At 32.5% G+C, this 21,765-nt stretch carries 24 protein-coding genes; 3 read left to right on the forward strand and 21 right to left on the reverse strand.

Features of this window, described 5'->3' with window-relative positions; genetic code table 11:
- Nucleotides 1-5 precede the first annotated feature (5 nt).
- Entirely contained in the window at nt 6-875 is an 870-nt protein-coding gene (locus RH81_RS11375; protein ID WP_033960464.1) for an alpha/beta hydrolase, read from the reverse strand.
- A 49-nt stretch (nt 876-924) separates the two neighbouring features.
- Between RH81_RS11375 and RH81_RS11380 the strand changes: the two genes are divergently transcribed.
- Nucleotides 925-1,545, forward strand: coding sequence for an L-threonylcarbamoyladenylate synthase (locus RH81_RS11380; protein WP_033960465.1), 621 nt, complete (start codon nt 925-927; stop codon nt 1,543-1,545).
- A 53-nt stretch (nt 1,546-1,598) separates the two neighbouring features.
- Here the strand turns inward: RH81_RS11380 and RH81_RS11385 are convergent, their stop codons facing one another.
- From RH81_RS11385 to RH81_RS11395, 3 genes are all read right to left on the reverse strand, one after another.
- Nucleotides 1,599-2,456 (reverse strand): OmpA/MotB family protein, encoded by an 858-nt coding sequence (locus RH81_RS11385; protein WP_033960466.1) that lies wholly within the window; start codon nt 2,454-2,456, stop codon nt 1,599-1,601.
- A gap of 101 nt (nt 2,457-2,557) precedes the next feature.
- Nucleotides 2,558-3,538 carry a glycosyltransferase family 2 protein gene (locus RH81_RS11390; RefSeq protein WP_033960467.1) on the reverse strand — a complete coding sequence of 327 codons (981 nt, stop codon included), beginning with the start codon at nt 3,536-3,538 and terminating at the stop codon, nt 2,558-2,560.
- Nucleotides 3,535-3,978, reverse strand: a complete 444-nt coding sequence (locus tag RH81_RS11395) for a type I restriction enzyme HsdR N-terminal domain-containing protein (RefSeq protein WP_033960468.1) — start codon at nt 3,976-3,978, stop codon at nt 3,535-3,537. The genes RH81_RS11390 and RH81_RS11395 overlap by 4 nt, the downstream gene beginning before the upstream one ends.
- A 105-nt stretch (nt 3,979-4,083) precedes the next feature.
- Between RH81_RS11395 and holA the strand changes: the two genes are divergently transcribed.
- Both holA and RH81_RS16555 read left to right on the forward strand, forming a co-directional pair.
- Nucleotides 4,084-5,088, forward strand: a complete 1,005-nt coding sequence (gene holA / locus RH81_RS11400; protein WP_033960469.1) for a DNA polymerase III subunit delta — start codon at nt 4,084-4,086, stop codon at nt 5,086-5,088.
- Nucleotides 5,089-5,253: 165 nt separating this feature from the next.
- Nucleotides 5,254-6,951 carry an RICIN domain-containing protein gene (locus tag RH81_RS16555; RefSeq protein WP_052172536.1) on the forward strand — a complete coding sequence of 566 codons (1,698 nt, stop codon included), beginning with the start codon at nt 5,254-5,256 and terminating at the stop codon, nt 6,949-6,951.
- A 71-nt stretch (nt 6,952-7,022) separates the two neighbouring features.
- Here the strand turns inward: RH81_RS16555 and RH81_RS11410 are convergent, their stop codons facing one another.
- The 17 genes from RH81_RS11410 to RH81_RS11490 form a co-directional block, all read right to left on the reverse strand.
- A complete protein-coding gene (locus tag RH81_RS11410; RefSeq protein WP_033960470.1) occupies nt 7,023-7,376 on the reverse strand; it encodes a VOC family protein in 354 nt (117 codons plus the stop codon).
- A gap of 64 nt (nt 7,377-7,440) precedes the next feature.
- Complete coding sequence (locus RH81_RS11415) at nt 7,441-8,373, reverse strand: hypothetical protein (protein WP_033960471.1); 933 nt, start codon at nt 8,371-8,373, stop codon at nt 7,441-7,443.
- Nucleotides 8,370-8,816 carry an SRPBCC family protein gene (locus RH81_RS11420; RefSeq protein WP_033960472.1) on the reverse strand — a complete coding sequence of 149 codons (447 nt, stop codon included), beginning with the start codon at nt 8,814-8,816 and terminating at the stop codon, nt 8,370-8,372. Before RH81_RS11420 ends, RH81_RS11415 begins: the two co-directional genes overlap by 4 nt.
- Nucleotides 8,817-8,843: 27 nt before the next feature.
- Nucleotides 8,844-9,284, reverse strand: a complete 441-nt coding sequence (locus RH81_RS11425; RefSeq protein WP_033960474.1) for a VOC family protein — start codon at nt 9,282-9,284, stop codon at nt 8,844-8,846.
- 113 nt (nt 9,285-9,397) lie between these two features.
- Nucleotides 9,398-10,105: a hypothetical protein gene (locus tag RH81_RS11430; protein WP_033960475.1), complete on the reverse strand. Its 708-nt coding sequence runs from the start codon at nt 10,103-10,105 to the stop codon at nt 9,398-9,400.
- 101 nt (nt 10,106-10,206) lie between these two features.
- On the reverse strand, nt 10,207-10,659 hold the full coding sequence (locus RH81_RS11435) for a carboxymuconolactone decarboxylase family protein (protein ID WP_033960477.1): 453 nt from the start codon (nt 10,657-10,659) through the stop codon (nt 10,207-10,209).
- Between the two features lie 166 nt (nt 10,660-10,825).
- The gene (locus RH81_RS11440) at nt 10,826-11,308 is read right to left on the reverse strand and encodes a Crp/Fnr family transcriptional regulator (protein ID WP_052172537.1); all 483 of its coding nucleotides are present in this window, start codon (nt 11,306-11,308) and stop codon (nt 10,826-10,828) included.
- A 173-nt stretch (nt 11,309-11,481) separates the two neighbouring features.
- On the reverse strand, nt 11,482-12,798 hold the full coding sequence (locus RH81_RS11445) for a sulfatase-like hydrolase/transferase (protein WP_033960478.1): 1,317 nt from the start codon (nt 12,796-12,798) through the stop codon (nt 11,482-11,484).
- Between the two features lie 109 nt (nt 12,799-12,907).
- On the reverse strand, nt 12,908-13,678 hold the full coding sequence (locus RH81_RS11450) for an MBL fold metallo-hydrolase (protein ID WP_081988301.1): 771 nt from the start codon (nt 13,676-13,678) through the stop codon (nt 12,908-12,910).
- Between the two features lie 63 nt (nt 13,679-13,741).
- Entirely contained in the window at nt 13,742-14,326 is a 585-nt protein-coding gene (locus tag RH81_RS11455) for a Crp/Fnr family transcriptional regulator (protein WP_033960479.1), read from the reverse strand.
- Nucleotides 14,320-15,027 carry a DNA alkylation repair protein gene (locus RH81_RS11460; RefSeq protein WP_033960480.1) on the reverse strand — a complete coding sequence of 236 codons (708 nt, stop codon included), beginning with the start codon at nt 15,025-15,027 and terminating at the stop codon, nt 14,320-14,322. The genes RH81_RS11455 and RH81_RS11460 overlap by 7 nt, the downstream gene beginning before the upstream one ends.
- Before the next feature lie 32 nt (nt 15,028-15,059).
- Complete coding sequence (locus RH81_RS11465) at nt 15,060-15,539, reverse strand: hypothetical protein (protein ID WP_033960481.1); 480 nt, start codon at nt 15,537-15,539, stop codon at nt 15,060-15,062.
- Complete coding sequence (locus RH81_RS11470) at nt 15,536-15,799, reverse strand: DUF202 domain-containing protein (RefSeq protein WP_033960482.1); 264 nt, start codon at nt 15,797-15,799, stop codon at nt 15,536-15,538. The genes RH81_RS11465 and RH81_RS11470 overlap by 4 nt, the downstream gene beginning before the upstream one ends.
- Before the next feature lie 4 nt (nt 15,800-15,803).
- Nucleotides 15,804-17,408 (reverse strand): class I SAM-dependent methyltransferase, encoded by a 1,605-nt coding sequence (locus RH81_RS11475; protein ID WP_033960483.1) that lies wholly within the window; start codon nt 17,406-17,408, stop codon nt 15,804-15,806.
- 123 nt (nt 17,409-17,531) lie between these two features.
- Entirely contained in the window at nt 17,532-18,341 is an 810-nt protein-coding gene (gene ppk2, locus RH81_RS11480; RefSeq protein WP_033960484.1) for a polyphosphate kinase 2, read from the reverse strand.
- A 10-nt stretch (nt 18,342-18,351) separates the two neighbouring features.
- A complete protein-coding gene (gene ppk2, locus RH81_RS11485; protein ID WP_033960485.1) occupies nt 18,352-19,206 on the reverse strand; it encodes a polyphosphate kinase 2 in 855 nt (284 codons plus the stop codon).
- Between the two features lie 144 nt (nt 19,207-19,350).
- Nucleotides 19,351-21,762: an alpha-ketoacid dehydrogenase subunit alpha/beta gene (locus RH81_RS11490; RefSeq protein WP_033960486.1), complete on the reverse strand. Its 2,412-nt coding sequence runs from the start codon at nt 21,760-21,762 to the stop codon at nt 19,351-19,353.
- Nucleotides 21,763-21,765 lie beyond the last annotated feature (3 nt).

Consider the following 21,765-nt stretch of genomic DNA (forward strand, 5'->3'; position numbering starts at 1 on the left):
GTAATTTATTCTAAATGTGTTTCCGTAAACAGTTTTAATTTGGTCCATGTATCGATTAATTCTAAACCAATCCAACCATGACCAGCATCTGGATAAAGTGTAAATTCATTTACAACTCCTAATTGAGTAAGTTTTACTTCCATATCGACACCTTGACTCACTGGAATTAAAGGATCTTGTCCACCATAAAACAAAATGGTAGGAGGAGCTGAGGCAGTCATTTGATGAAACGGACTTACGAGTTCTAAAAATTCTAAAGAAGGATCAATACCATAAACCTCAAACAATTCTTGTAGTAATGGATCTTCATTTTCTAAATATGCTGGATCAGTAAAGTTTGTTGGACCTACAATACTACAAACCATACTCGTGTTGCTGTCTTCATCGTAAGCATAACTCCAAAGCATCGCTATATGTGCACCTGCACTTGTACCAATAAAGCCTATATCATCTGAAATCACATACTCAGACTGATTGTTTTTTAGAAAGCTAACAATTGATGAAATATCATCGATTTGCATTGGGAAGGGCGGATTGTTTTCAGTTGCTAATCTATAATTGACATTTACTACAGCTATATCTGGAAAATCTTGAAGCATTAGATTTTTTAGTAAATCCATTTCTGATTTATCGCCAGAAGTCCAGCCACCACCATGAACCAAAATCATGATCTTTGTAGTTATAGTTCTTCCAGCTGGCAAATAGATATCCAAAACTTGATCGCCATCATTACCATAGGGAACATTGAGTTCTTGTCTAAATTCTAAAGCCGTTTCATCTTCAAGATCATTAGGTGTAGATGAATCATCATCAGAGCAAGCAACTAAACTAATTGAAATAAAAAGAAATAGAAACGTGTATTTAATGGTCTTCATAATGAAATAATTAATTACTTTGTAAAGTGTAATAGCAATATACATATTTATGGCTGAATTAATTCGGATTTATGAGGAGAACCCTAACCCAAAAGAGGTTAGAAAAGTTGTTGATGTGCTTAAGCGCGGAGGATTAATTATTTATCCTACTGATACAGTTTATGGTTTAGGTTGTGATATTACAAATATCAAAGCTTTAGAGAAAATAGCGAGAATTAAAGGTGTCAAATTAGAGAAGTCTAATTTTTCATTTATTTGTCATGATTTAAGCAATTTAAGCGACTATGTAAAACAGATAGACACTACAATTTTCAAAATCTTGAAGCGTGCACTTCCAGGTCCTTATACATTTATTCTTCCTGGTTCTAAAACCTTACCACATCCTTTTAAAAAGAGAAAAACTGTTGGTATCCGAGTACCAGACAATAGTATAGCTTTAGAAATTGTACAACAACTTGGTCATCCAATTGTGTCTACCTCAATTCATGATGATGATGAAATAATAGAGTATACGACAGATCCTGAGTTGATTCTTGAAAAATGGGATAACCTTGTGGATCTTGTTATTGATGGAGGTTATGGTGATAACGAACCATCTACAGTTATTGATTTATCTGAAGATGAGCCTATAATTATTAGAGAAGGGAAAGGAAGTTTAGAAATTTTTTAAGCATAAAAAAAGCCCAATCATTTGATTGAGCTTCTTTATTTATTTTCTTAGAATTAATTACCAGCAGATAAGCTTTTCATTTCTTCTTCAACCATTTGGTAGAATTGATCAATTTTGGGTAATACAACGATTCTTGTACGTCTGTTTTTTGCTCTATTTTCAGCAGTATCATTTTCTACTAATGGCACATAATGACTACGACCAGCAGCAATTAACTGTTGTGGATTCACTTTAAGTTCTTCAAGAACACGAACTACAGATGTTGCACGCTTCACACTTAAATCCCAATTATCAATTAACACACCTTTAGAGTAAGTTTTGCTATCTGTGTGAGATTCTACCATAGCTTCAAAGTTTGGTTTGCTATTGATTACAGCAGCCACTTTAGCCAATACATCTTTTGCTTTAGTAGTTACATTATAGCTTCCACTCTTAAATAATAATTTATCAGCAATAGAAATAAATACGACACCTTTCTCAACATTAACTTCAATATCTGGATCATCGATACCAACTGCTTTTTTCAAGCTAGATACGATTGCTAAGGTTACGCTATCCTTTCTAGTCAAAGCATCTTGCAAACGCGTAATTTTAAGATCTCTTTCTTTTAAGCTTTCTAAAGACTTTTCTAGGTTTTCCGCTCCTTTTTGAGTCAAGGTCGTTAAGTTTCCTTTAGTATCAATTAAATCTAGGTTGGTTTTACGTAAATCAGATAACTGATCTTTCATTGTTTCAACACGAGCTTGTGCGGCTGCATTGTCAGATAAACAGCTATTCAATTTAACTGTTGCAGAATTCAATAAGTCTTGAGTTTCTTTTTGCTCTTGTTCGAGTGCCATAAATTCTTTCTTAGAAACACATGAAGTCAAAATGAACATCCCAGCAACGCTTAATAGCATTAATTTTTTCATAATAAAGTTTAATAATTAGTTGTTGTTAACTTACCAAAATTAGATAAAAGAAAACATGTAAGACTCTTCTTTAACTAAACTTTTAACAGTTTTATGAACAATTAATAAATAGAACGTTTTCTTATGAAGTAAGACCAGACAATAGATTTCGTTTTGTAGTAGTTTTTTTTCTTCGGAAGTTGTTTGCGTTTCTTCAAAAGATGATTTAGGTTAGCGTAAAAGCTGAAGTGCGCTTTAAAAATGGCTAGAAAATGTCCAAATTTTAAACTCAATAGAAACTTTATACCTGCAATTCCATCTAAAACTAGTCGGATAAATATAATTCCGAAAAGGAAACCATCAGCGTTTTTAGTAATAGTAAACAAGCTATTTCTAAAGTTGAGATATGTTTTCTTCGGATGTAAAGCACTTAATGTTGCGCCTCCAACATGATAAACTGTTGATGTGCCAATATATTTTGTAGAAAAACCAGCATTAAAAGCGCGCCAGCACAAATCGATTTCTTCAAAATGCGCAAAATAGGTTTCGTCAAATCCTTTTAAAGATTCAAACGTAGATTTTCTTATAAAGAAGCAAGCACCAGAAGCCCAAAAAATAGTTTTGGTATCGTCGTATTGCCCTTTGTCTTCTTCAATAGTATCAAAAATTCGACCTCTACAGAAAGGATAAGCATACTTGTCAATAAATCCACCAGCAGCTCCAGCATATTCAAAATGAGACTTCTTTTTGAAATCTAAAATTTTGGGTTGAATGATTGCCGTATTTGAGTTGGACTGAAATTCTTCTATAATAGGAGTGAGCCAATTTTGTGTCACTTCTATATCGCTGTTAAGCAAACAAAACACATCAGCTTCAATATGTTTTAAAGCATCGTTATAGCCTTTAGCATAACCACCATTAACTTCATTTTGAATAATATGTACTTGAGGGAATTGTTGTTTTAAGAGATTTACAGAATCATCAGTTGATGCATTATCTGCCACATAAATATCAGCCTCTTGTGAATATGTAATAACTGAAGGTACAAACTGCTCAAGCAATTGCTTCCCATTCCAATTTAATATGACAACAGCTATTTTCATTTATAATCAGGAATATCTTTTAAAAACTCATATCGTTCGTTTTCAAAATCCATGACACAATAATAATGATTAATTCCGTTAGTGACCATCAAGTAACTTGCATTTAAAGTTAAGTTATATCTCGCAATCTGGTCAAAAGCAGTTTGATCTATTTTAATTTTATGCGATTTACATTCGACAATAAGATGGATACTTCCGTCAGAATTAAACACTACAATATCATAACGTTTTGATAAGCCATTAACTTTGAGTTCTTTTTCAACATTAATTAAAGATTTTGGATAATTTTTATGCTGAATTAAATACTGAACGCAGTGTTGACGTACCCATTCTTCAGGTTGTAAAATGATGAATTTTTTACGAATCTCATCGAAAATAGAAACTTTATTTTCGTTACTTTTGAAACGGAATTCAAACTTTGGAAGGTTGAGTTCGTGCATATAAATAAGTTCAGTTTTTTTCAAAGTTAACTTACAATACACAAATACCAAAAACCAAACGCATTTTTTGGATTTTGAATCTATAAATTTGGAATTTTACACGCATTGGAAGACGTAAAGCAAATTGTTGCAGATATAAAAAAAGGTCAAATCAAACCCATTTATTTTTTAATGGGAGAGGAGCCTTATTATATTGATGCGATTTCAGATTATATTGAAAAAAATGTCCTTGCTGAAGAGGAGAAAGGTTTTAATCAAATGGTCTTGTATGGTCGTGATGTTACCATTGACGAGATTGCAAGTAATGCTAAGCGTTATCCTATGATGGCTGAACGTCAAGTGGTCATTGTAAAAGAAGCTCAAGATTTATCGCGCACGATTGAAAAATTGGCGAGCTATGCCGAAAACCCACAACCAACAACCGTTTTAGTATTAAATTATAAATACAAAAAGATAGACAAACGTAAAGCTTTGTACAAGACATTAAAAAAGTCTGGTGTTGTTTTTGAAAGCAAGAAGCTTTATGAAAATCAAGTATCAGACTGGATTCGTCGTGTGCTTTCTGGACAGAAATATACCATTTCGCCGAAAGCTTCACAAATGTTGGTAGAGTTTTTAGGAACTGATTTAAGTAAAATTAATAACGAATTAGAAAAGCTTAAGATTGTTCTTCCAGAAGGCACACAAATTACTCCGGAGCACATTGAAGAGAATATAGGAATAAGTAAAGATTATAATAATTTTGAATTGCGTAAAGCCGTTGGAGAGCGAAACAGTTTAAAGGTATTTAAGATTGTAAATTATTTTGCGAACAATCCAAAAGATAACCCAATGGTAGTAACGGTTTCGTTACTATTTAATTTCTTTTCTCAGTTATTGCATTTTCATGGATTGCATGATAAAAATCCGAGAAACGTAGCGTCAGCCTTAAAAATCAATCCTTATTTTGTAAATGAATATGTGACTGCAGCTCGGAATTTCCCTATGAGAAAAGTGAGCGCTGTTGTATCTATACTTCGTGAGTTTGATGTTAAAAGTAAAGGCGTTAACTCTAATGCTGTGCCTCAAGGTGATTTATTGAAAGAGCTTTTGGTTAAAATATTATGTTAAGTATTTATTCTTCGACTTCACACTAAACTAACACCTTCAGAAGGTTATCTTGGTTCTTAGACTATTTTGATTTGCCATAAAACAGTCAATATTTGTCTATAGTAAAATTAATAGTATTTTTATAAAGCTATTAATCAATTCATTTTAAACCATCACACCTTACTTATGAAATTAACAAAGACTTTATTGACTAAATGCTTTTTAGTATTAGTTATGATTTTTCCTGCATTTACACCTTATGCTCAGAATTCAAAAAATTTCGATACAAACGCTTACTATAGATTAACAACAGAATGGCTTGGAGAAGGAAAATCTCTAGATGTAGTAAATGATGCTAACGACAATAAATTAATTTTAGCTAAAACTGATGATTTCACAGGGCAATTATGGAAAATCACACCTTTAGGAAATGGTTTTTTTCGCTTGACAACAAAATTTAAAGGCGAAGGAAAATCATTAGATGTATATAATGATGGTAAAAATAATCGCTTACAATTGGCAAAAACAGCAAAGGTGTCTGGCCAGTTTTGGAAGATTCAATTATTAGGAAATGGATATTATCGCTTAACTACTCAATGGCAAGGTGATGGAAAATCGTTAGATGTTATTAATGATGGCAAAAACAATAATGAAGTACACCTTGCTAAATCAGCAAATCATACTGGACAATATTGGAAAATACAAGAGGTCATCCCAAATTCCCAATTTCAATCGACCACTTCAAGACAAAACACGTTGAAACAAGGTCAATCACTAACTAAAGGGTCAAGTTTGATTTGTCCAAATAAAAGCTATGAACTTAAATTCCAAACGGATGGTAACCTCGCATTTTATGGAACTAACGGTCGCTATATTTGGGATTCTAAAACCAATGGTATTGGAGAAACTTGTAAATTAAAATCTAGTGGGAATCTTGTGATTCTGGATAAGGCTAAGAATGTAGTTTGGAGTTCAAAAACAAGTGAGCATTTTGACCAAAGGTTTGCTTCAAAAGAGTGGAAGCCCGTAAAGTTAGTGGTTAATGATGCTGGGTTTTGTGGATTGAAAAGCGCCACAGGAAGAGAGGTTTGGTATTGTAACTTAAATAAAACTACTAATAGTGTAACAACTACGTGGAAATTAAAACCTGGAGAGTCACTAAAAAAAGGGTCTAGTTTGATTTCTCCTAATAGAAATTATGAACTTAAATTTCAATCTGATGGGAATCTCTCATTTTATGGAGCTAATGATCGCTATATATGGGACTCTAAAACCAATGGTGTTGGAGTAACTTGTAAATTAAAATCTAGTGGAAATCTAGTGATTTTTGATAGAAGTAATAACGTTATTTGGAGTTCAAAAACAAGTTCACATTTTAATCAAGGGTATGGAACAAAAGAATGGAAACCTGTGAAATTAATAGTTACTGATGCTGGATTTTGTGGATTGAAAAGTGCGACAGGCAAAGAGGTTTGGTATTTAACCAATAATAAAAGCAACACAACCATAAATAATGTACCTTCTAAATTGGTTTTAAAATCTGGTGAATCACTTAAAAAAGGGGAGAGCTTAACATGTCCAAATAGAAGTTATGAACTTAGGTTTCAACTTGATGGCAACCTTGCGTTTTATGGACCTAATGGTAGTTATATTTGGGATGCTAAAACCAATGGTAAAGGTGAGACTTGCATTCTTCAAACAGATGGAAATCTTGTGATTTATGATAAAGCAAAGACTGCTGTTTGGAGTACTGAAACTATGGTATATTTTAATCCAAAGTATGGAACAAAGCAATGGAGAGCTGTAAGATTAGTCGTTAAAGATTCTGGATTTTGTGGTTTAAAAAGTGCAACAGGACAAGTGGTTTGGACTTGTGTGAAATAGTATAAATCTAATTTACAATTGTTTGATGATTTTGATTTGAAGAGCTTTTGAATACTTATTATCTCAAGTATTCATTCTTCTACTTCACACCAAACTGCCAATTCATTACCAGAAGGATCTAAAAAATGAAACCGTTTTCCGCCAGGAAACGAAAAAATATCAACTGATATTTCACATCCATGATTAATGATTTTTTGTTTTATTTCTTCTAAGTTTTTATGAAGCAATACAATTAAAGCTCCATTAGTAATGGGGTTGTCAGTTTTTTCAAAACCGCCAAAAACACCACTATCGGCAAAAGACGTATAGGTTGGGCCATAATCTGTAAAGGTCCAGTCAAAAGCATTTGTGTAAAATGTTTTTGTTTTTTCTAAGTCGTTAGCTTTAAACTCGATGTAGTTGATGTGGTTGTCTTTGGTATTCATTTTGCTGTTTTTATCTTTGTTGATTTAAATAGTTAGGTCTAACTTAATAAAAGAAAGCATCACTTTATAAAGAACTGCGATATCTCATCATTATTTTATGAGAATCAGTGGTTTTTTGATGATAATACATGATGTTTTTATCTACTGTAAGAGTAGGAGCTTCAATTAAACTGGAGATCGTTTCTGAAAACAAAATTCTTGGTACCGAAAATTTGGATGATGAGTTTGTTCTAACAGCAACGCAGATTTCAAAAACGGTATCTGAAGTAATTTGTCCTTTCAAATATCTAGTGAAATACAACTCAAGATTATCGCTCGTAATACAAGGTGCATAATAAATATAATTAGCATCATTGATATTTTGCAGTATTGAAGCAGAATTTGAAAGTTTACTAAATGTTGTAGAGTTGTCTTTTTGTGCAACACCTATGGTCGTTTCACAAGGCCCTTCACAAGCTGTATCATCGAAACGAGCGTTAATAAAGTACAAATTTTGCCCATCTAGACTTATTCCGTGGTCCATTATTAACCAGCCTGGAGTATTCATATTAAAGTCTCCTTGAACTCTTCCAATATCACTCATGTTTCCTGCACTAAATGTCCCATGAAAAAGGTTGTTCAATTCATTAGGGTAATCTCTTGTTGATGTCCAATAAAAGTTGCCGTCAATATCCATATCAGCAACGGCATCTAAATGTGGAGTTGTTGTTTGATTCGCACCTGTTAATTCTCCAACATAATTAAAGGTTGAGTCGTTAATTCTAGTGGCATAATATAGCTTTGTATTTATGCCATCATTTAAATTATTAAAGAAAAAATAGTTTCCATTTGGTGAGATAAATGGTTCCATTGCATCAAAGTTTAATCCATTAATTGTAACTTCAGTTTCGGTTCCAAATTGTGGATATACTACTTGTGAATCATTACTGTCACTATCATCTGATGAACATGCGATGATGATTAGTGAGATACATAAGATTTTAAAAAGGGTTTTCATAGATCATTTGATTTTTCAGCAAACTCTTTAAACTGATTCATCCACTTTAGACTCTGTTCTTTAAATTTACTTGGAAATAATTTTGCTACTAATTTAACCAGAACACCATTAAACTTAGTGTACTCAACCTCTGATATGTATTGAGTTTTATTCTGGTTGATGGATTTAAAACTTGTGGTCTGCGTATTGGTCATATGAATGTGTTCATAAAGCGCAATTTTCTTGTTTGGTAAATCAGATAATAGAATAGTTTCTAATAATTCAATTTTCCTTTTTTCTTCAAGAATTATTTTTGATTTTGCGCCTTCTGAATTCGGTGTGCCGTTTATAAGTTCGATACTTTTAAAACCATCTTGCCATTCTTTGAATTTAGTTTCATCTTCCCAAAGCGCTATTGTTTTTTCAATAGGTAAATCAATGTCAACTTTACAAGTGTATTTCACAATCCTATTTGTTTTTGAAACGTTGTTTTATTTTCCTTTTGGTTTGGCATCAAAACTAACCATCCATTGGATGCCAAATTGATCTGTAAACATTCCGAAATATGAATCCCAAAATGTTTTATTCATTGGCATTGAAACTTTTCCATTTGCAGAAAGCTCATTGAATAGCCTTTCTGCTTCTTGTTGAGAATCGGTATTTATAGATACTGAGAAATTATTGCCTTCAGTTACTTGTTTTGCCCATTCTCCACCTGTATCAGATCCCATTAGAACAGTATTTCCAATTGGTAAAGAAATGTGCATGATCTTATTTAATTGAGAATCATCTACTTTACAATTTGGATCGTTTTGCGGCATATCTTTAAATTTACTTACGTAAGCAAAGTCTACACCAAAAGCATTCTTGTAGAAATTAAATGCGTCCTCACAGTTTCCTTTAAATGTTAAATATGTATTTACTGTTGTCATAAGTTCGGTATTAATATTTTATGTTGTTGAGTAAAGATGTACAAGGTATTGATGATTGTTCTCTTCGCTCGTGTATTACAATTGTATGGAACTATAATAGTAAAAAAAAAAGTTTAAAATTCTGGACAATAATTTATTGGAGAATAGAATCCTTCATCAATTCCTATTTTTACATTGTTCAATTCGAAACAGCTTAAAAAACCTCCTACATTAGCATTAATTTGCCAAGCATTAAACAATCCAAATGATGCACCTATCCCTTCATAGAAATAGTGATCATTACTTAGTTTGTATTTGGTTATATAATTAGAACCAATTTGAATGGAATCTATTTCGGTAACTATATCATTATCATAATTCCATTTATAATTTAATACCTCTCCAAGGTTAATATTAAAATCAGCATAGAGTTCTTCAGTGTTTTGGTCATTATGAACAAAATAAACTAAATCAGAATTTTGCCGCATTGCTGCAATATATTTTATATCATAGAATGTTGATTGAAATTCAGGAAGACCTACAGGACTAGAATAGGACTGGTGAAATATAGAGTCAAATTGCTTATAATACATTTTCTTGTATTGTACCTCATTGATAAGAGTATCTCCTTCAAAGTAATACAATAATTTCCTTCTTCTAGTTTCTAAGATATCATTAGCATTATCTAAATTTTTAACACTTCCATTTATATACCACTTGTTTGATTCAGAAACCATTATAACTGGGTCATTTATAGTATTTTGATTATTTGATTGAGAAACGTTGTTGCTCGAACAACTTACAAACACATATACTAATAGTATAACAATATTTTTTTTCATGATCGTAACTTAAATGATATATCAAATCAGTTGATTAAAGATATAAATTTAAATTAGAATGGGAGTGAAGCAATAGTTATCCTCGATATAAACAACAGTAATCAATCACTAACTTTATAATTCCCGGGTGTAAATTCAAAAGTTTTCATTAATCGATTCCAAGTGTTACTTTGTGAGATTGCTAACGTTAAAAAACACACTTCTTCTTTGGTAAAAAAATCTAATAAGGAATTAAAAATATCATCTAGAATTGGTTTACGATCTAATTTGGTAAGGATGTCTGTGAAATTTAGTGTTGCTCGTTCTCTTTCAGAAAAATAAGGTGTTTCTTCCCAAACACATAAAGAGGATAAACGCAGTTCAGTCTCACCAAGATGTTTTAATTCCTTATGGTGCATGTCCACACAATAGGCACAGCCATTCTTTTGAGCTGTTCTCAATCTGATTAGTTCTATTAATTTCCTGTCTAATGAAGAATTAATAATTGAATCTTCAATAGTTCTTAAGTTTTCAAACATTCCATTGGGAATATCCTGATATGTAATTCGTTCCATAAATATGTTTTTAGTTATGAAGCAAATTTATAGATCGTAAGTGTTTTATAAATTAAGGTATCTTAAGAAAAGAAATTATTTAGTGTGTCTTCTTAACTCGCTTAAATATTCAGGAGTAATTTCGAGGTAAGACGCAATCATGTATTGAGGAACTCGTTGAATAAAATCAGGTAGTTTTTTTTACAAAATCGGTATACCGATCTTTACTTTTCATTTGAAGAAAAACATCGTTTTTTCGAAGATTAGCAATTAGCATATTTTCAGTAATAATTCTAAATAATCGTTCGAACTTTGGGTTTTCAATATACAATTCTTCTAAAGTTTCTTTTGAAAGATAAAGAACTTCAGTTTCCTCAAGGGCTTGTAGATATTGGCTAGATGGTGTTTTTTTTATAAAACTTTCCATATTTGTTACCCACCAATTATCGATTGCAAATTGGGTGATTTTTTCATTTCCTTTAGTATCTATATAATAGGAGCGAACGACTCCTTTTAAAATAAAGTAATTGTATCTGCATACCGAGTGTTCATTTAAGAGGAATTCTTTTTTTTGAAATGTTTTAGTTTTTAATTTAGAATAAAATAAATCAATTTCGGAGTCATTGAAAACGACATACCTATTAAAATATTTTTTGATTTGTTCTTTCATTAAAACCTCAAGTGACTTATTATAGCCAATGTGTTAGTGAATTTTTGCTTCGTTTATGTGTTTTATTGGCTAGGTCTAAATTAGTAAAAGAAAACGAACCAGTGGGAAATCTGAAGAGTTTTTCGATTAGATGAAACCCTTTCAATAGATAATAAACCTTGTCTTCACAACTATTAGTTTCTAATTTGAATTAATTCACTTTCTAATGCTTCCTTTGATTCTTGTTGTGAAGAATTTAAAACTCCATCTAATAAATTATTCGATTCATAAGGATCGATATCTAAATCATACATTTCTTGATTACCATTTGAATCAGTAAATAATTTAAATTGACCGTTACTCAAAACCCAGCTCTCAGTAGTGCCATCATCTTTTTCTGAGTATTGAAAATTGCGATGTGTATTAGTTGCTGATAATAGGGATTTAAAACTTTTACTATCGTTTATAGATGGAACAGTAATTCCTGATAGCTCAGCAATCGTTGCAAATAGGTCTGTACTTGTTATTAAATTGTCATCTGTGACACCAAATCTTCCAACATTTGCTCCTGAAACAATTAAAGGTGTATTAATGCCACCTTGATATAATGATCCTTTTGCAGTAGTGCTAGAGTACGGTAATTGTGCCACTTGATTGGGAGTACCATTGTCACCTACAAATATTATAATAGTATTATTTCTTTCATTTTCTGGAATGTTGTCAAGCAAACGTCCAATTTGAAAATCCATGGCTTCAATAGCAGCTAAATAGTATGGTAAAGGTTCCATCCCATCAACATAATCTGGTAGATTTCCTTGAGAATGCATTTCAGCAGGAGGTGCATGAAAAGGAGTATGTGGTGCAGTATAGGCTAACCATAAAAACCAAGGTTTGTCTTGTGAATCTATCCAATCTATTGATAAATCTGTAAACTTTTCAGTTATGTAATCTGTTTCAGTCGTTTGCTGATCATTATTTAAAAGTGGCCATTGATAGTAACTCTGAACACCTCCACCAACTAGACCAGCATAATAATCCATACCAAAAGTTTCAGGATTCATTTGATTCAATCCGTTTCCAGAAAGATGCCATTTGCCTATAACTGCTGTCGAATAAGAATCATTAGTTTGTTGCTTAATATACTTTTGTAATATAGTTTCTGAATTATTTAATTCATCATTAGCCCACTTAACACCAGTTCGATATCCATATTTTCCAGTAAGTATTGACGCTCTTGTTGGAGAACATGTAGAATAAACCCAGCAATTACTGAAGGTTATTCCAGAATTTGTAAAATTATCAATATTTGGCATATTAGGTTTTAAGTTACCTTCAGAAAAACCGTTGGTAGCATCTTTTCCCATGTCGTCAGCTAAAATGAATAAAATATTTGGTGAAGAAGGAGTAATTGTCTCATCATCTAGATTTGTAGTTTCAGTTTTATTGCACCCAAAAAACACTATCAGACATATTAATAGGAGGTAGCTAGTTGGCTTAAATCGTTTTATCATAATTAATCAGTTAGTAGTGGAATTGTTCCAACTTAGACTAGTAATAATAGAATTGGTTTAATTGGATACCATGTGATAATGATTATTCGTAAATGAGACTACATATCTGTTAACTAATTTCCATTATTTCACCATCTTCTGGAATCAAAACTTTATTTGCTAATTGCTTATTTGTCAATATTTCTTTTAGTTCTGTTCTAGTTAATGGACAATGGTTTATAGATTCCATATGATTTGCAATGACTTTTCCTGACGAGTTTTTCACAAATGTTAGAATATCTTCAACATTCATAATAAGCTGTTTAAACAAATCAAACTGAGCAGCACCACAAGCTAAAACACTAATCTCTGGTTTATAGTTCTTTAAAACTTTATCGACTGAATCTGTATAAATTGTATCGGAACTTAGATAAATTGATTTTTGATTTGGTAGTTTTAAGTAGAAGCCAATTACATTTCCCATTGGTTTCGCGACAAATCCGTAACCATGTCTAGCTGGAATTCCTTCAATTGTTCCCCCTAAAAAGGATTGTTCTTCCCAGTATTTTAATGTTTGAACAACATTTAATCCTTTCTTCTTAAATGCTTTTTCATCCTTAATGCTGCAAGTAACAGGGATGTTTTTTTGAATTAAAAATTCAACACCTTTATTGTCAATATGATCTGGATGTTGATGTGTTATCAAACAATGAGTTACTTTATCTAGTATTGGTTTTACATTGTTGGGCATGGGAACTGTTGGATTCTTCCTTGCTTTATGCCTAAAAAGTGTAAAAGTTGGCATAATCCCTTGTCCTCCAAGCATTGGATCGATTAGTATTACCTCATGTTCCGTTTCCAGAATCATAGTTGCATTTCTTATATGATGAATTTTCAACATTTTGAATCATTTTATATTTAATACAAAAATCTAACAAAAAGCAAACATTTTCATTGATTCAAATCAAGAAATCCGCTTTCGAATTCGACTTAAAGTTTCGGCAGTAACATTTAAGTATGATGCAATATGGTATTGAGGAATTGACTGTAACCATTCAGGTCTATAGATAAATAGTTCTTTATATAACTCGTCAGGTGTTTTTGTAATCCGGTTATATTCTAGCATTTCTTTTCGTTTTAACAACTTTTGAAATGACGAATCAATAAAGGACTTACCGCATTGATATTTTTTTAATAAATCAAAAAAAGGCTGCCTTTCAATGCTCAAAATTTCTACAGAAGAAAGACACTCTTGATTTTTATTGGTTTTAGAATTTTGACTAAATGTCAATAAATCAGAAATGAACTGTGGTTTTACGTAAAAATTAATATTCATTTCTTTTTCTTCATTTGAATAATACTCTCTTACTATTCCTTTATTGAGAAACCGAAGTTGTTTCTCTTTAGTCTCTGCTTGGAGTAATAAACTACCCTTTTTATAATCTTCTATTTTAAATAAAGAGAATAGTTCTTCTAATCCATGCTGATTTAATGGGTATTCAGTTTTAAAGAATTCTGAAATTTCTGAGAAGGTAGTCGCTTTTAACATCTTGCTGTTTTACGCTTTACACCAATTCTCCCTTTGGTGATAACCTTATCTATATAGTCAATTGCGAGCGGTACTTTACAAGCAGTTCCTCCAACGTCCACGGTGACTTTTCCTATTTTTTTTGCTACTTCTTTTGACTTTTTAGTCAATTCTTCCACATAAGTACCAACAGCAATCACAAAACCATTCATGGTATAACGTACCCTGTTTTTGGCATTATGAATATCTTTTTCTACTGTGTCAAGTAATTTAGTGTAAGCAATGGTATCCAGTTTTTCATCTTCATTTACTGCTGCATAATAAGCCAATGTTCCCCATCCAGCAGAAGCAACAGTCTCTTTATCCGATTGAATCCATTTTAGGCCCAATTCAAAGCCATGTTCTGTTTCAGCGGCAATCCAGGGCACAGCGTACTCACTCAAATAGGACCAGTAAGCTTGGTCTACCCATAATTCAAGTTGTTCCTTGGTGATTTGCTTTTCATCGGCCATTAAACCAGCCAAGTACATCGCATCATAGTTTCCCGTTGCATATAATTCTAAAGAGAGCTCGTGATTCTTCTTAGTTTTTTTTAGAATCTTTTTTAGGTCCTGAACTTTAACTCCAAATAGTGGCTCTATAGCTCCATGTTTTATGTACGTACTTTTGGTTTGCTCATTTCCGTATTTTTCAAGCTCAGATAAAATTTCTTTTGTTGTCATAATTTTTATCGTTCGTTGTTCATTATATCTATTTATAAATACCCTAATTCTTCAATCTCTAAACCAAAATCGTACTGTAAATCTTCATGTAATCCGGACACAAGTTTTTCTGCTAAAGCCAGTTGCCTGTTGTAGATATTGATTAATGTAGTATTGTTTCTAATGGTAGGCTTAAAAACTTTAAGCTTCGTACAAAAATAGAGAAGAAGTTCCGCTTCAGTTTCCTTCTTTAATGAATATCGGGCATACTTTTTAATGTTCCGTAAAATCTTTCGAACGCTCTTTTTAATATAAAAATAACTATTGATATTTATCACTTCAAATTGTTCGTCTATCTCCGTTTTTACAGTTTCTATATAGCCAGATTCATCATGAGCTTCAAATAATAAATAGGTGAGGAGCTCTTTATTCTCTTTCTTAAATTTTGAGAGTCTTAAACAGAGTTGCATAAGGTCGTCAGTAGAACGATGTTGTAACTCTTTTTTTATGGTAACTACAGAAACTGCTTTCAAATTTTATAATGTTTTCTAATGGTTTGTTTTACTCTAATAAGTCGAATGACACCAATTATAAGGATGATTGGTGATATAATTAACAATGCAATTCCGAAGGCTTTTAATTCTGAAAAGAATTCAATTTTAAGAACCGTTAACCCTGTACCTAAAAATACTATGAATGTTCTAAAGTAAGCCAAAAAGGTTCGCTCGTTGGCAAGTTTTGTACGCTCTATGGCTAACCAATCTCTTGTAATTAATGTGTTTTGTTGATCCATGAATTTAATGACCTTTTAAAAGGTTTACACTTACTGTTGCTAAGTCGCTATTTGGAAATCTTGAAAAATAATTTGGATCTGGATGTAAGCCTGCTTCTTGAGCTACCTTATTGAATACATCAACTTCTAAGATGTATTGATCACTATAGCCATGAGTAGCATCGTATGCTGTTGCTGCTGTTTGCCCAATATTTTGTGCAACTAATGTTGGACTAACCGTATGTAATTCTATCATTAGCAATCCAAAACGTTCTACATAAGGCTTCCATTTGGTTAAATGTTCTAATAATGAGTCTTCAACTAAATTATTACTTAAACGTTTCCCTAGACTCGCATAAGCTCCAGAAGAATCACTAACTCTATTGGTTTCTGTTTGAGGAGCTTCCCAAATACGATTATGATCTAAAAAGGTACGAACGTTAAGCAAATCTTTAAGTTCTATATTATAATCTTCTTTTAAATCTTGAGCTAAAATATCTGGTCTTCCAATATCTCCCCAAATGACTTTGGCCCAAATATCTGCTTTTATCAAATTCCCTCTAGTGACCTTTAAAGCTGCCTGATTAAAATCAGCTCCAACCAACAATAATGGATGGTTGTCAAGCATTTTGCCACGTTTTGTTTGGTACTCTATCACATCAAAAATGTGTTGAATAAATGCACCATTGCCGCAACCCATATCTAGAATTCCTTTTGGCTGGTCTTCAATTGGTTTATTGAATAATTTTATGATGACCTGATCAATAACTTTAAAATAGGTAGAATGTGCACCACCACTTCCCCATACATTCATTTCACGATGTACATGTTTTTCAGTTTCATCTGGAGAATCAGTTTTTAAAACATTTGAATTTCCAAAGATTAAATCGTCCAAATGAATAAATGTTGGTAAATAAGAAACCGTTACTCCATATGCACTAGCACGTTTAGCAAAAAACAAACCTTCATTAGTAAATTGATATGTATTTTTCTTTTTAGTGAACCATCCTAAATGCGAAAAGAAATTTAAAATTCTTTTAAAACTCTCTGGATTCTTGTGATATTCTTCGGCCGTAAAAGAGGCTTCCATGAAATACTTATGAAACAACCCATTCATACCTAATCGCACAATAATAGGAGCGATGATAGCACCTTCAATATGTTTTAAGACTTGATATTCTACTGACGCCTCATCAGAAACGTCCATGCCATAGTTAGCTTCAAAAGATTTGAAGACCTTTTCTAAGGCATTAAATGCATCAATTCCGATGGGTTCGTTAGATAACTTAACGGTGTATTTTAATAAATTCACAGCGTCTTCGTAATGAGGAACCAATTGAAATGCGTGAGCACTTAAGTCATTAGTTTCATAAGACACCGTATTACTTTTATTATCTAAATGCTGAATTAACCAACCTTGCGAAGATAAAATCCGTAAAGCGACATTGAGATAGCCATCATTAGCATTAAACTCTGAAGTCAATGCATCCAAAGTGACTTGTTTTTGTTCTAACAAATAGGTCAATACGCCTTTTTTGTGAAGAGCATGAGCAGATGTCGCTGTCGCAATTCCATCAAGATGTCTAAAGATAGAGCCTCTTAATTTCTGTTTGTCCGGTTTTGAAAGCATAGTTGGTCTGTTTCCTATAAATATAAAAAATCCATCACAAGTGTGATGGATTTTTAAGTTATAATAGCAATTTTTTTCTGTCAATGAATTAAGTCGATCACTTTCACTTAGGAATCTACTGTACTAATCATTTAGAATTGACCGCAATGTTTTATGTCTTATGGTCTCTAAATCCTTTACTTCATACGGGATTTCTTTTAAGATACATTCAAAAGCTGTAATTCTAGCACTTGTCTTTCTATTTGCTTTAATGACTTTCCAAGGCGCATGTAATTGAGTTTTCTCAAACATGGTTTCTTTATAACGAGTGTATTCATCCCAAAGAGACAAGGCTCTTTTGTCTACGTCACTATATTTCCATTTTTTAATTGTGGAGCTTATGATATCTTTAAAACGATGTTCTTGTTCCTTTTTGGATATAGAGAAATATAGTTTTAGCAAATAGATACCTGAATCTTGAATCATTTTTTCAAACTCATTGACTTGACCCATAAAAATATCATATTCAGTTTTAGTACAAAAGTCATTTACAGGTTCTACAACAGCTCTGTTATACCAGCTTCTATCAAAAAACACGATTTCTCCATTATTGGGTAAACGATTAATATAACGCTGAAAATACCATTGTCCCATTTCTGTTTCATTAGGTTTTGGTAAGGCTTCAACTCGAATTGCCCGAGGAGGTAAGTGCTGAATAATTCGTCTTATTGCGCCACCTTTTCCTGCAGCATCGCGTCCTTCAAAAAGCACTACAACTTTCTTATTGTTACTCGCAACCCACTGCTGAAGAATTAGCATTTCTTCTTGAAGCTTTTCAAGACGTTTTTCATACGTCACATTTTGAATCGCTTTTTTGATATCTATATGGTTTTGACGCAGCAATGCTTCAAGACCTTTTTTTGAATTTAACGTTAGTAAATCTTTTTCAGTCATAATATTAAATCTATTGGTCAAGTTGAATTGTATTTCTAAAATAACGCTGAACTACGTTAGGGTCAGGTAATAATGCTTTGCAACTATTGCCTTTGTTGTCATAGTCAAAGAGACTTAAGACATATTTGATACTCTCTAGTCTGGCTTGTTTTTTATCATTTGATTTAATGACAACCCAAGGTGAGAATGAATTATGTGTGCGAGAGAACATTTGATTCTTATGAATTGTAAAATCATCCCAAAGCTCTTGACCTTTTTCATCGACAGGACTAAATTTCCATTTTTTAAGTGGGTTTTTTAATCGTTTTTCAAAGCGACGTTGTTGTTCTTCTTTAGAGACTGAAAACCAAAATTTAATTATGGTTGTTCCAGATTCGTATAGCATATGTTCAAATTCAGGAACCTGAATCATAAACCGATTGTATTGTTGTTTTGTGCAAAAACCCATAACAGGTTCTACAACAGCTCTATTGTACCAACTTCTGTCAAAAAAAACAATCTCTCCAGCATTGGGAAGTTCTTTAATGTACCGATTGAAATACCACTGATTTTTTTCTACTTCTGTAGGCTTGTTTAAGGCTACAACTCGCATGGCTCTTGGATTGAGGTGTTCTTTGAATCTTTTTATTGTTCCTCCTTTACCCGAAGCATCTCTCCCTTCAAAAATAATGGCTATTTTTTTGTTTTCTTTTTGAACCCAACGCTGAAAATCTACAAGCTCGGCCTGAATAGGAAGTAATTCCTGTTCATATTGGTGTTTTTCTAAAGCTAATTCATAATTAGGATGTTCAGCTTTGTTAGAGTTTAAATACTCTTTTAAATCTGTATTGGATTTAAATGAATTGAGAAGGTCTTCTGTAAGCATAAATTGAAAATTTCTATGTGAGTATTAAAATTATGAAATAAGGTAGAAATATTTCATGACTTTTGTCATTTAAAAAAATGATATCATAAAAAAACCTTCCAATTTATTGGAAGGTTTTGAGATTGTAATCGATATTATAGTAAGTTATCTTAATTTCGGATAATCACTAGGATTAGCTTCGTGCATAACATCATAAACAGCTTCAAAAATATCTTCTGCTGATGGTTTTGAAAAATAATCTCCATCTGTACCATAAGCTGGTCGATGTGGTTGTGCTGCTAATGTTTTAGGCTGACAATCGAGATATTGAAAAGCGTTTTGTGTGTTTATAATTTCATTTAAAATATACGCTGAAGCTCCACCAGGAACATCTTCGTCAATAACCATAAGACGATTTGTTTTTGCTACACTCTTCACAATATCATGATTGAGATCAAAAGGTAACAACGATTGTACATCAATGATTTCAACATCAATACCAACTTCAATGAGTTCTTTCGCAGTTTGCTCAACAATTCTAAGTGTAGAACCATAAGACACTAAGGTAATATCTGTTCCTTCTTTCACAGTTTCAACAACTCCAAGAGGTGTTTTAAACTGACCAATATTATTTGGTAATGTTTCTTTTAAACGGTAACCATTTAAACATTCTATGATTAGAGCAGGTTCATCACTCTCTAAAAGCGTATTGTAGAAACCTGCAGCTTTGGTCATATTTCTTGGAACCAAAACATGAATTCCTCTTATAAGATTTATAACTCCTCCTAATTGAGAACCAGAATGCCAAATACCTTCTAGTCTGTGTCCACGAGTTCTAACAATTAAAGGCGCTTTTTGTCTTCCTTTAGTTCTATAATGAAGCGTTGCCAAATCATCACTCATGATTTGTAATGCGTACAAAATATAATCTAAGTATTGTATTTCAGCAATTGGTCTTAAACCACGCATTGCCATACCAATTCCTTGTCCGATAATTGTAGCTTCTCTAATTCCTGCATCAGCAACTCTAAGTTCGCCATACTTTTCTTGAAGACCTTCTAATCCTTGATTAACATCACCAATATTTCCAGCATCTTCACCAAAAACTAGCGCTTCTGGATAGTTATTAAAAATAGCGTCAAAATTTTCTCTTAGAATTAGTCGTCCGTCAACCTGTTCTGAATTATCACTGTAGGTTGGTAATACTTCTTTAATGTTTGTTGCAGCATTTTTTGAAGTACTATATAGATGTGAACTGTATTTAGGTTGAACCGTTTCCATATAGGCATTAATCCAAGTCTGAACACTATCTTTTTCGATTGATTCTTCAGAAACAACATAGCGTAATGCCTTTCTTACTGAAGAAGCAATGTCTCTTCTTGCTGGTTCGTCTATATTTTTTAGTTGATCAACAATTTTTTTAATAAATACTTTATTGCTGCTTGATTCAGCTAACGCTGTTAATAATATGTTAGCCTCTTGGTGCTCTGATTTTATTGGTTCTAAGTACGAATTCCAAGCGGCTTTTTTACCATCGCGAACATTCTTTTTGATGGTTTTGTTTATTGAATCAAGCTCATCTTGTGTAGCAATGTTATTGCTGATCATCCATTTGCACATTTGATCAATGCAATCAAACTCTGCTTCCCATTCTAAACGTTCTTTACTTTTATAACGCTCGTGAGAACCAGAAGTAGAATGTCCTTGAGGTTGAGTTAATTCAAGAACATGTATCATTACTGGAACATGTTCTTCTCTAGCAATGTATTCTGCTTTTTGATATGTTTCTATTAACGCTGGATAATCCCAACCGTTAACTTTTAATATTTCGTAACCTTTATTATCTTCATCTCGTTGGAAACCCTTTAGGATTTCTGAAATATTCTCTTTCGTAGTTTGGTGTCTCGCATGTACCGAAATACCATATTCATCATCCCAAATATTAATCACCATAGGTACTTGTAATACACCTGCAGCATTTATGGTTTCAAAAAACAAACCTTCACTTGTACTTGCATTACCGATAGTTCCCCAAGCAATTTCATTTCCGTTTTTTGAGAAATTAGTAGTATCTATACCATCTACATTTCTATAAATTTTAGATGCTTGTGCTAAACCTAAAAGTCTTGGCATCTGACCACCAGTAGGAGAGATGTCTGCGCTAGAATTTTTTTGTTCTGTTAAGTTTTTCCAGTTACCATTTTCATCAAGACTATGAGTCCCAAAATGGCCACCCATTTGACGACCAGCTGACATTGGCTCCTGTGTGATATCTGTATTGGCATATAAACCAGAAAAGAACTGTTCGATCGTTAATTCACCAATAGCCATCATAAAGGTTTGGTCTCTATAATATCCAGATCTGAAATCACCATTTTTAAAGACCTTTGCCCAAGCGAGCTGAGGAATTTCTTTTCCGTCACCGAAAATACCAAATTTAGCTTTTCCTGTTAATACTTCACGTCGACCTAACAAACTACATTCTCTGCTGGTAATAGCAATTTTATAGTCGTTTAAGACTTCAGTTTTGAAGTCCTCAAAAGTTAAATCAGTTTTAGTATCAGAATTGGTTTGCATAGC

Source organism: Psychroserpens jangbogonensis (genome assembly GCF_000797465.1).
GTDB lineage: Bacteria > Bacteroidota > Bacteroidia > Flavobacteriales > Flavobacteriaceae > Psychroserpens > Psychroserpens jangbogonensis.

Excerpts from the sequence above, each read along its gene's own strand:
- RH81_RS11450 (WP_081988301.1), bottom strand. The coding sequence starts at position 13,678 with ATGTTGAAAATTCATCATATAAGAAATGCAACTATGATTCTGGAAACG.
- RH81_RS11415 (WP_033960471.1), bottom strand. The coding sequence starts at position 8,373 with ATGAAAACCCTTTTTAAAATCTTATGTATCTCACTAATCATCATCGCA.
- RH81_RS11385 (WP_033960466.1), bottom strand. The coding sequence starts at position 2,456 with ATGAAAAAATTAATGCTATTAAGCGTTGCTGGGATGTTCATTTTGACT.
- RH81_RS11430 (WP_033960475.1), bottom strand. The coding sequence starts at position 10,105 with ATGAAAAAAAATATTGTTATACTATTAGTATATGTGTTTGTAAGTTGT.
- RH81_RS11410 (WP_033960470.1), bottom strand. The coding sequence starts at position 7,376 with ATGAATACCAAAGACAACCACATCAACTACATCGAGTTTAAAGCTAAC.
- RH81_RS11380 (WP_033960465.1), top strand. The coding sequence starts at position 925 with ATGGCTGAATTAATTCGGATTTATGAGGAGAACCCTAACCCAAAAGAG.
- RH81_RS11470 (WP_033960482.1), bottom strand. The coding sequence starts at position 15,799 with ATGGATCAACAAAACACATTAATTACAAGAGATTGGTTAGCCATAGAG.
- RH81_RS11425 (WP_033960474.1), bottom strand. The coding sequence starts at position 9,284 with ATGACAACAGTAAATACATATTTAACATTTAAAGGAAACTGTGAGGAC.
- RH81_RS11440 (WP_052172537.1), bottom strand. The coding sequence starts at position 11,308 with ATGAAAGAACAAATCAAAAAATATTTTAATAGGTATGTCGTTTTCAAT.
- RH81_RS11395 (WP_033960468.1), bottom strand. The coding sequence starts at position 3,978 with ATGCACGAACTCAACCTTCCAAAGTTTGAATTCCGTTTCAAAAGTAAC.
- RH81_RS11445 (WP_033960478.1), bottom strand. The coding sequence starts at position 12,798 with ATGATAAAACGATTTAAGCCAACTAGCTACCTCCTATTAATATGTCTG.
- RH81_RS11435 (WP_033960477.1), bottom strand. The coding sequence starts at position 10,659 with ATGGAACGAATTACATATCAGGATATTCCCAATGGAATGTTTGAAAAC.
- ppk2 (WP_033960484.1), bottom strand. The coding sequence starts at position 18,341 with ATGACTGAAAAAGATTTACTAACGTTAAATTCAAAAAAAGGTCTTGAA.
- RH81_RS11460 (WP_033960480.1), bottom strand. The coding sequence starts at position 15,027 with ATGACAACAAAAGAAATTTTATCTGAGCTTGAAAAATACGGAAATGAG.
- RH81_RS11490 (WP_033960486.1), bottom strand. The coding sequence starts at position 21,762 with ATGCAAACCAATTCTGATACTAAAACTGATTTAACTTTTGAGGACTTC.
- RH81_RS16555 (WP_052172536.1), top strand. The coding sequence starts at position 5,254 with ATGAAATTAACAAAGACTTTATTGACTAAATGCTTTTTAGTATTAGTT.
- RH81_RS11475 (WP_033960483.1), bottom strand. The coding sequence starts at position 17,408 with ATGCTTTCAAAACCGGACAAACAGAAATTAAGAGGCTCTATCTTTAGA.
- RH81_RS11375 (WP_033960464.1), bottom strand. The coding sequence starts at position 875 with ATGAAGACCATTAAATACACGTTTCTATTTCTTTTTATTTCAATTAGT.
- RH81_RS11455 (WP_033960479.1), bottom strand. The coding sequence starts at position 14,326 with ATGTTAAAAGCGACTACCTTCTCAGAAATTTCAGAATTCTTTAAAACT.
- RH81_RS11390 (WP_033960467.1), bottom strand. The coding sequence starts at position 3,538 with ATGAAAATAGCTGTTGTCATATTAAATTGGAATGGGAAGCAATTGCTT.
- ppk2 (WP_033960485.1), bottom strand. The coding sequence starts at position 19,206 with ATGCTTACAGAAGACCTTCTCAATTCATTTAAATCCAATACAGATTTA.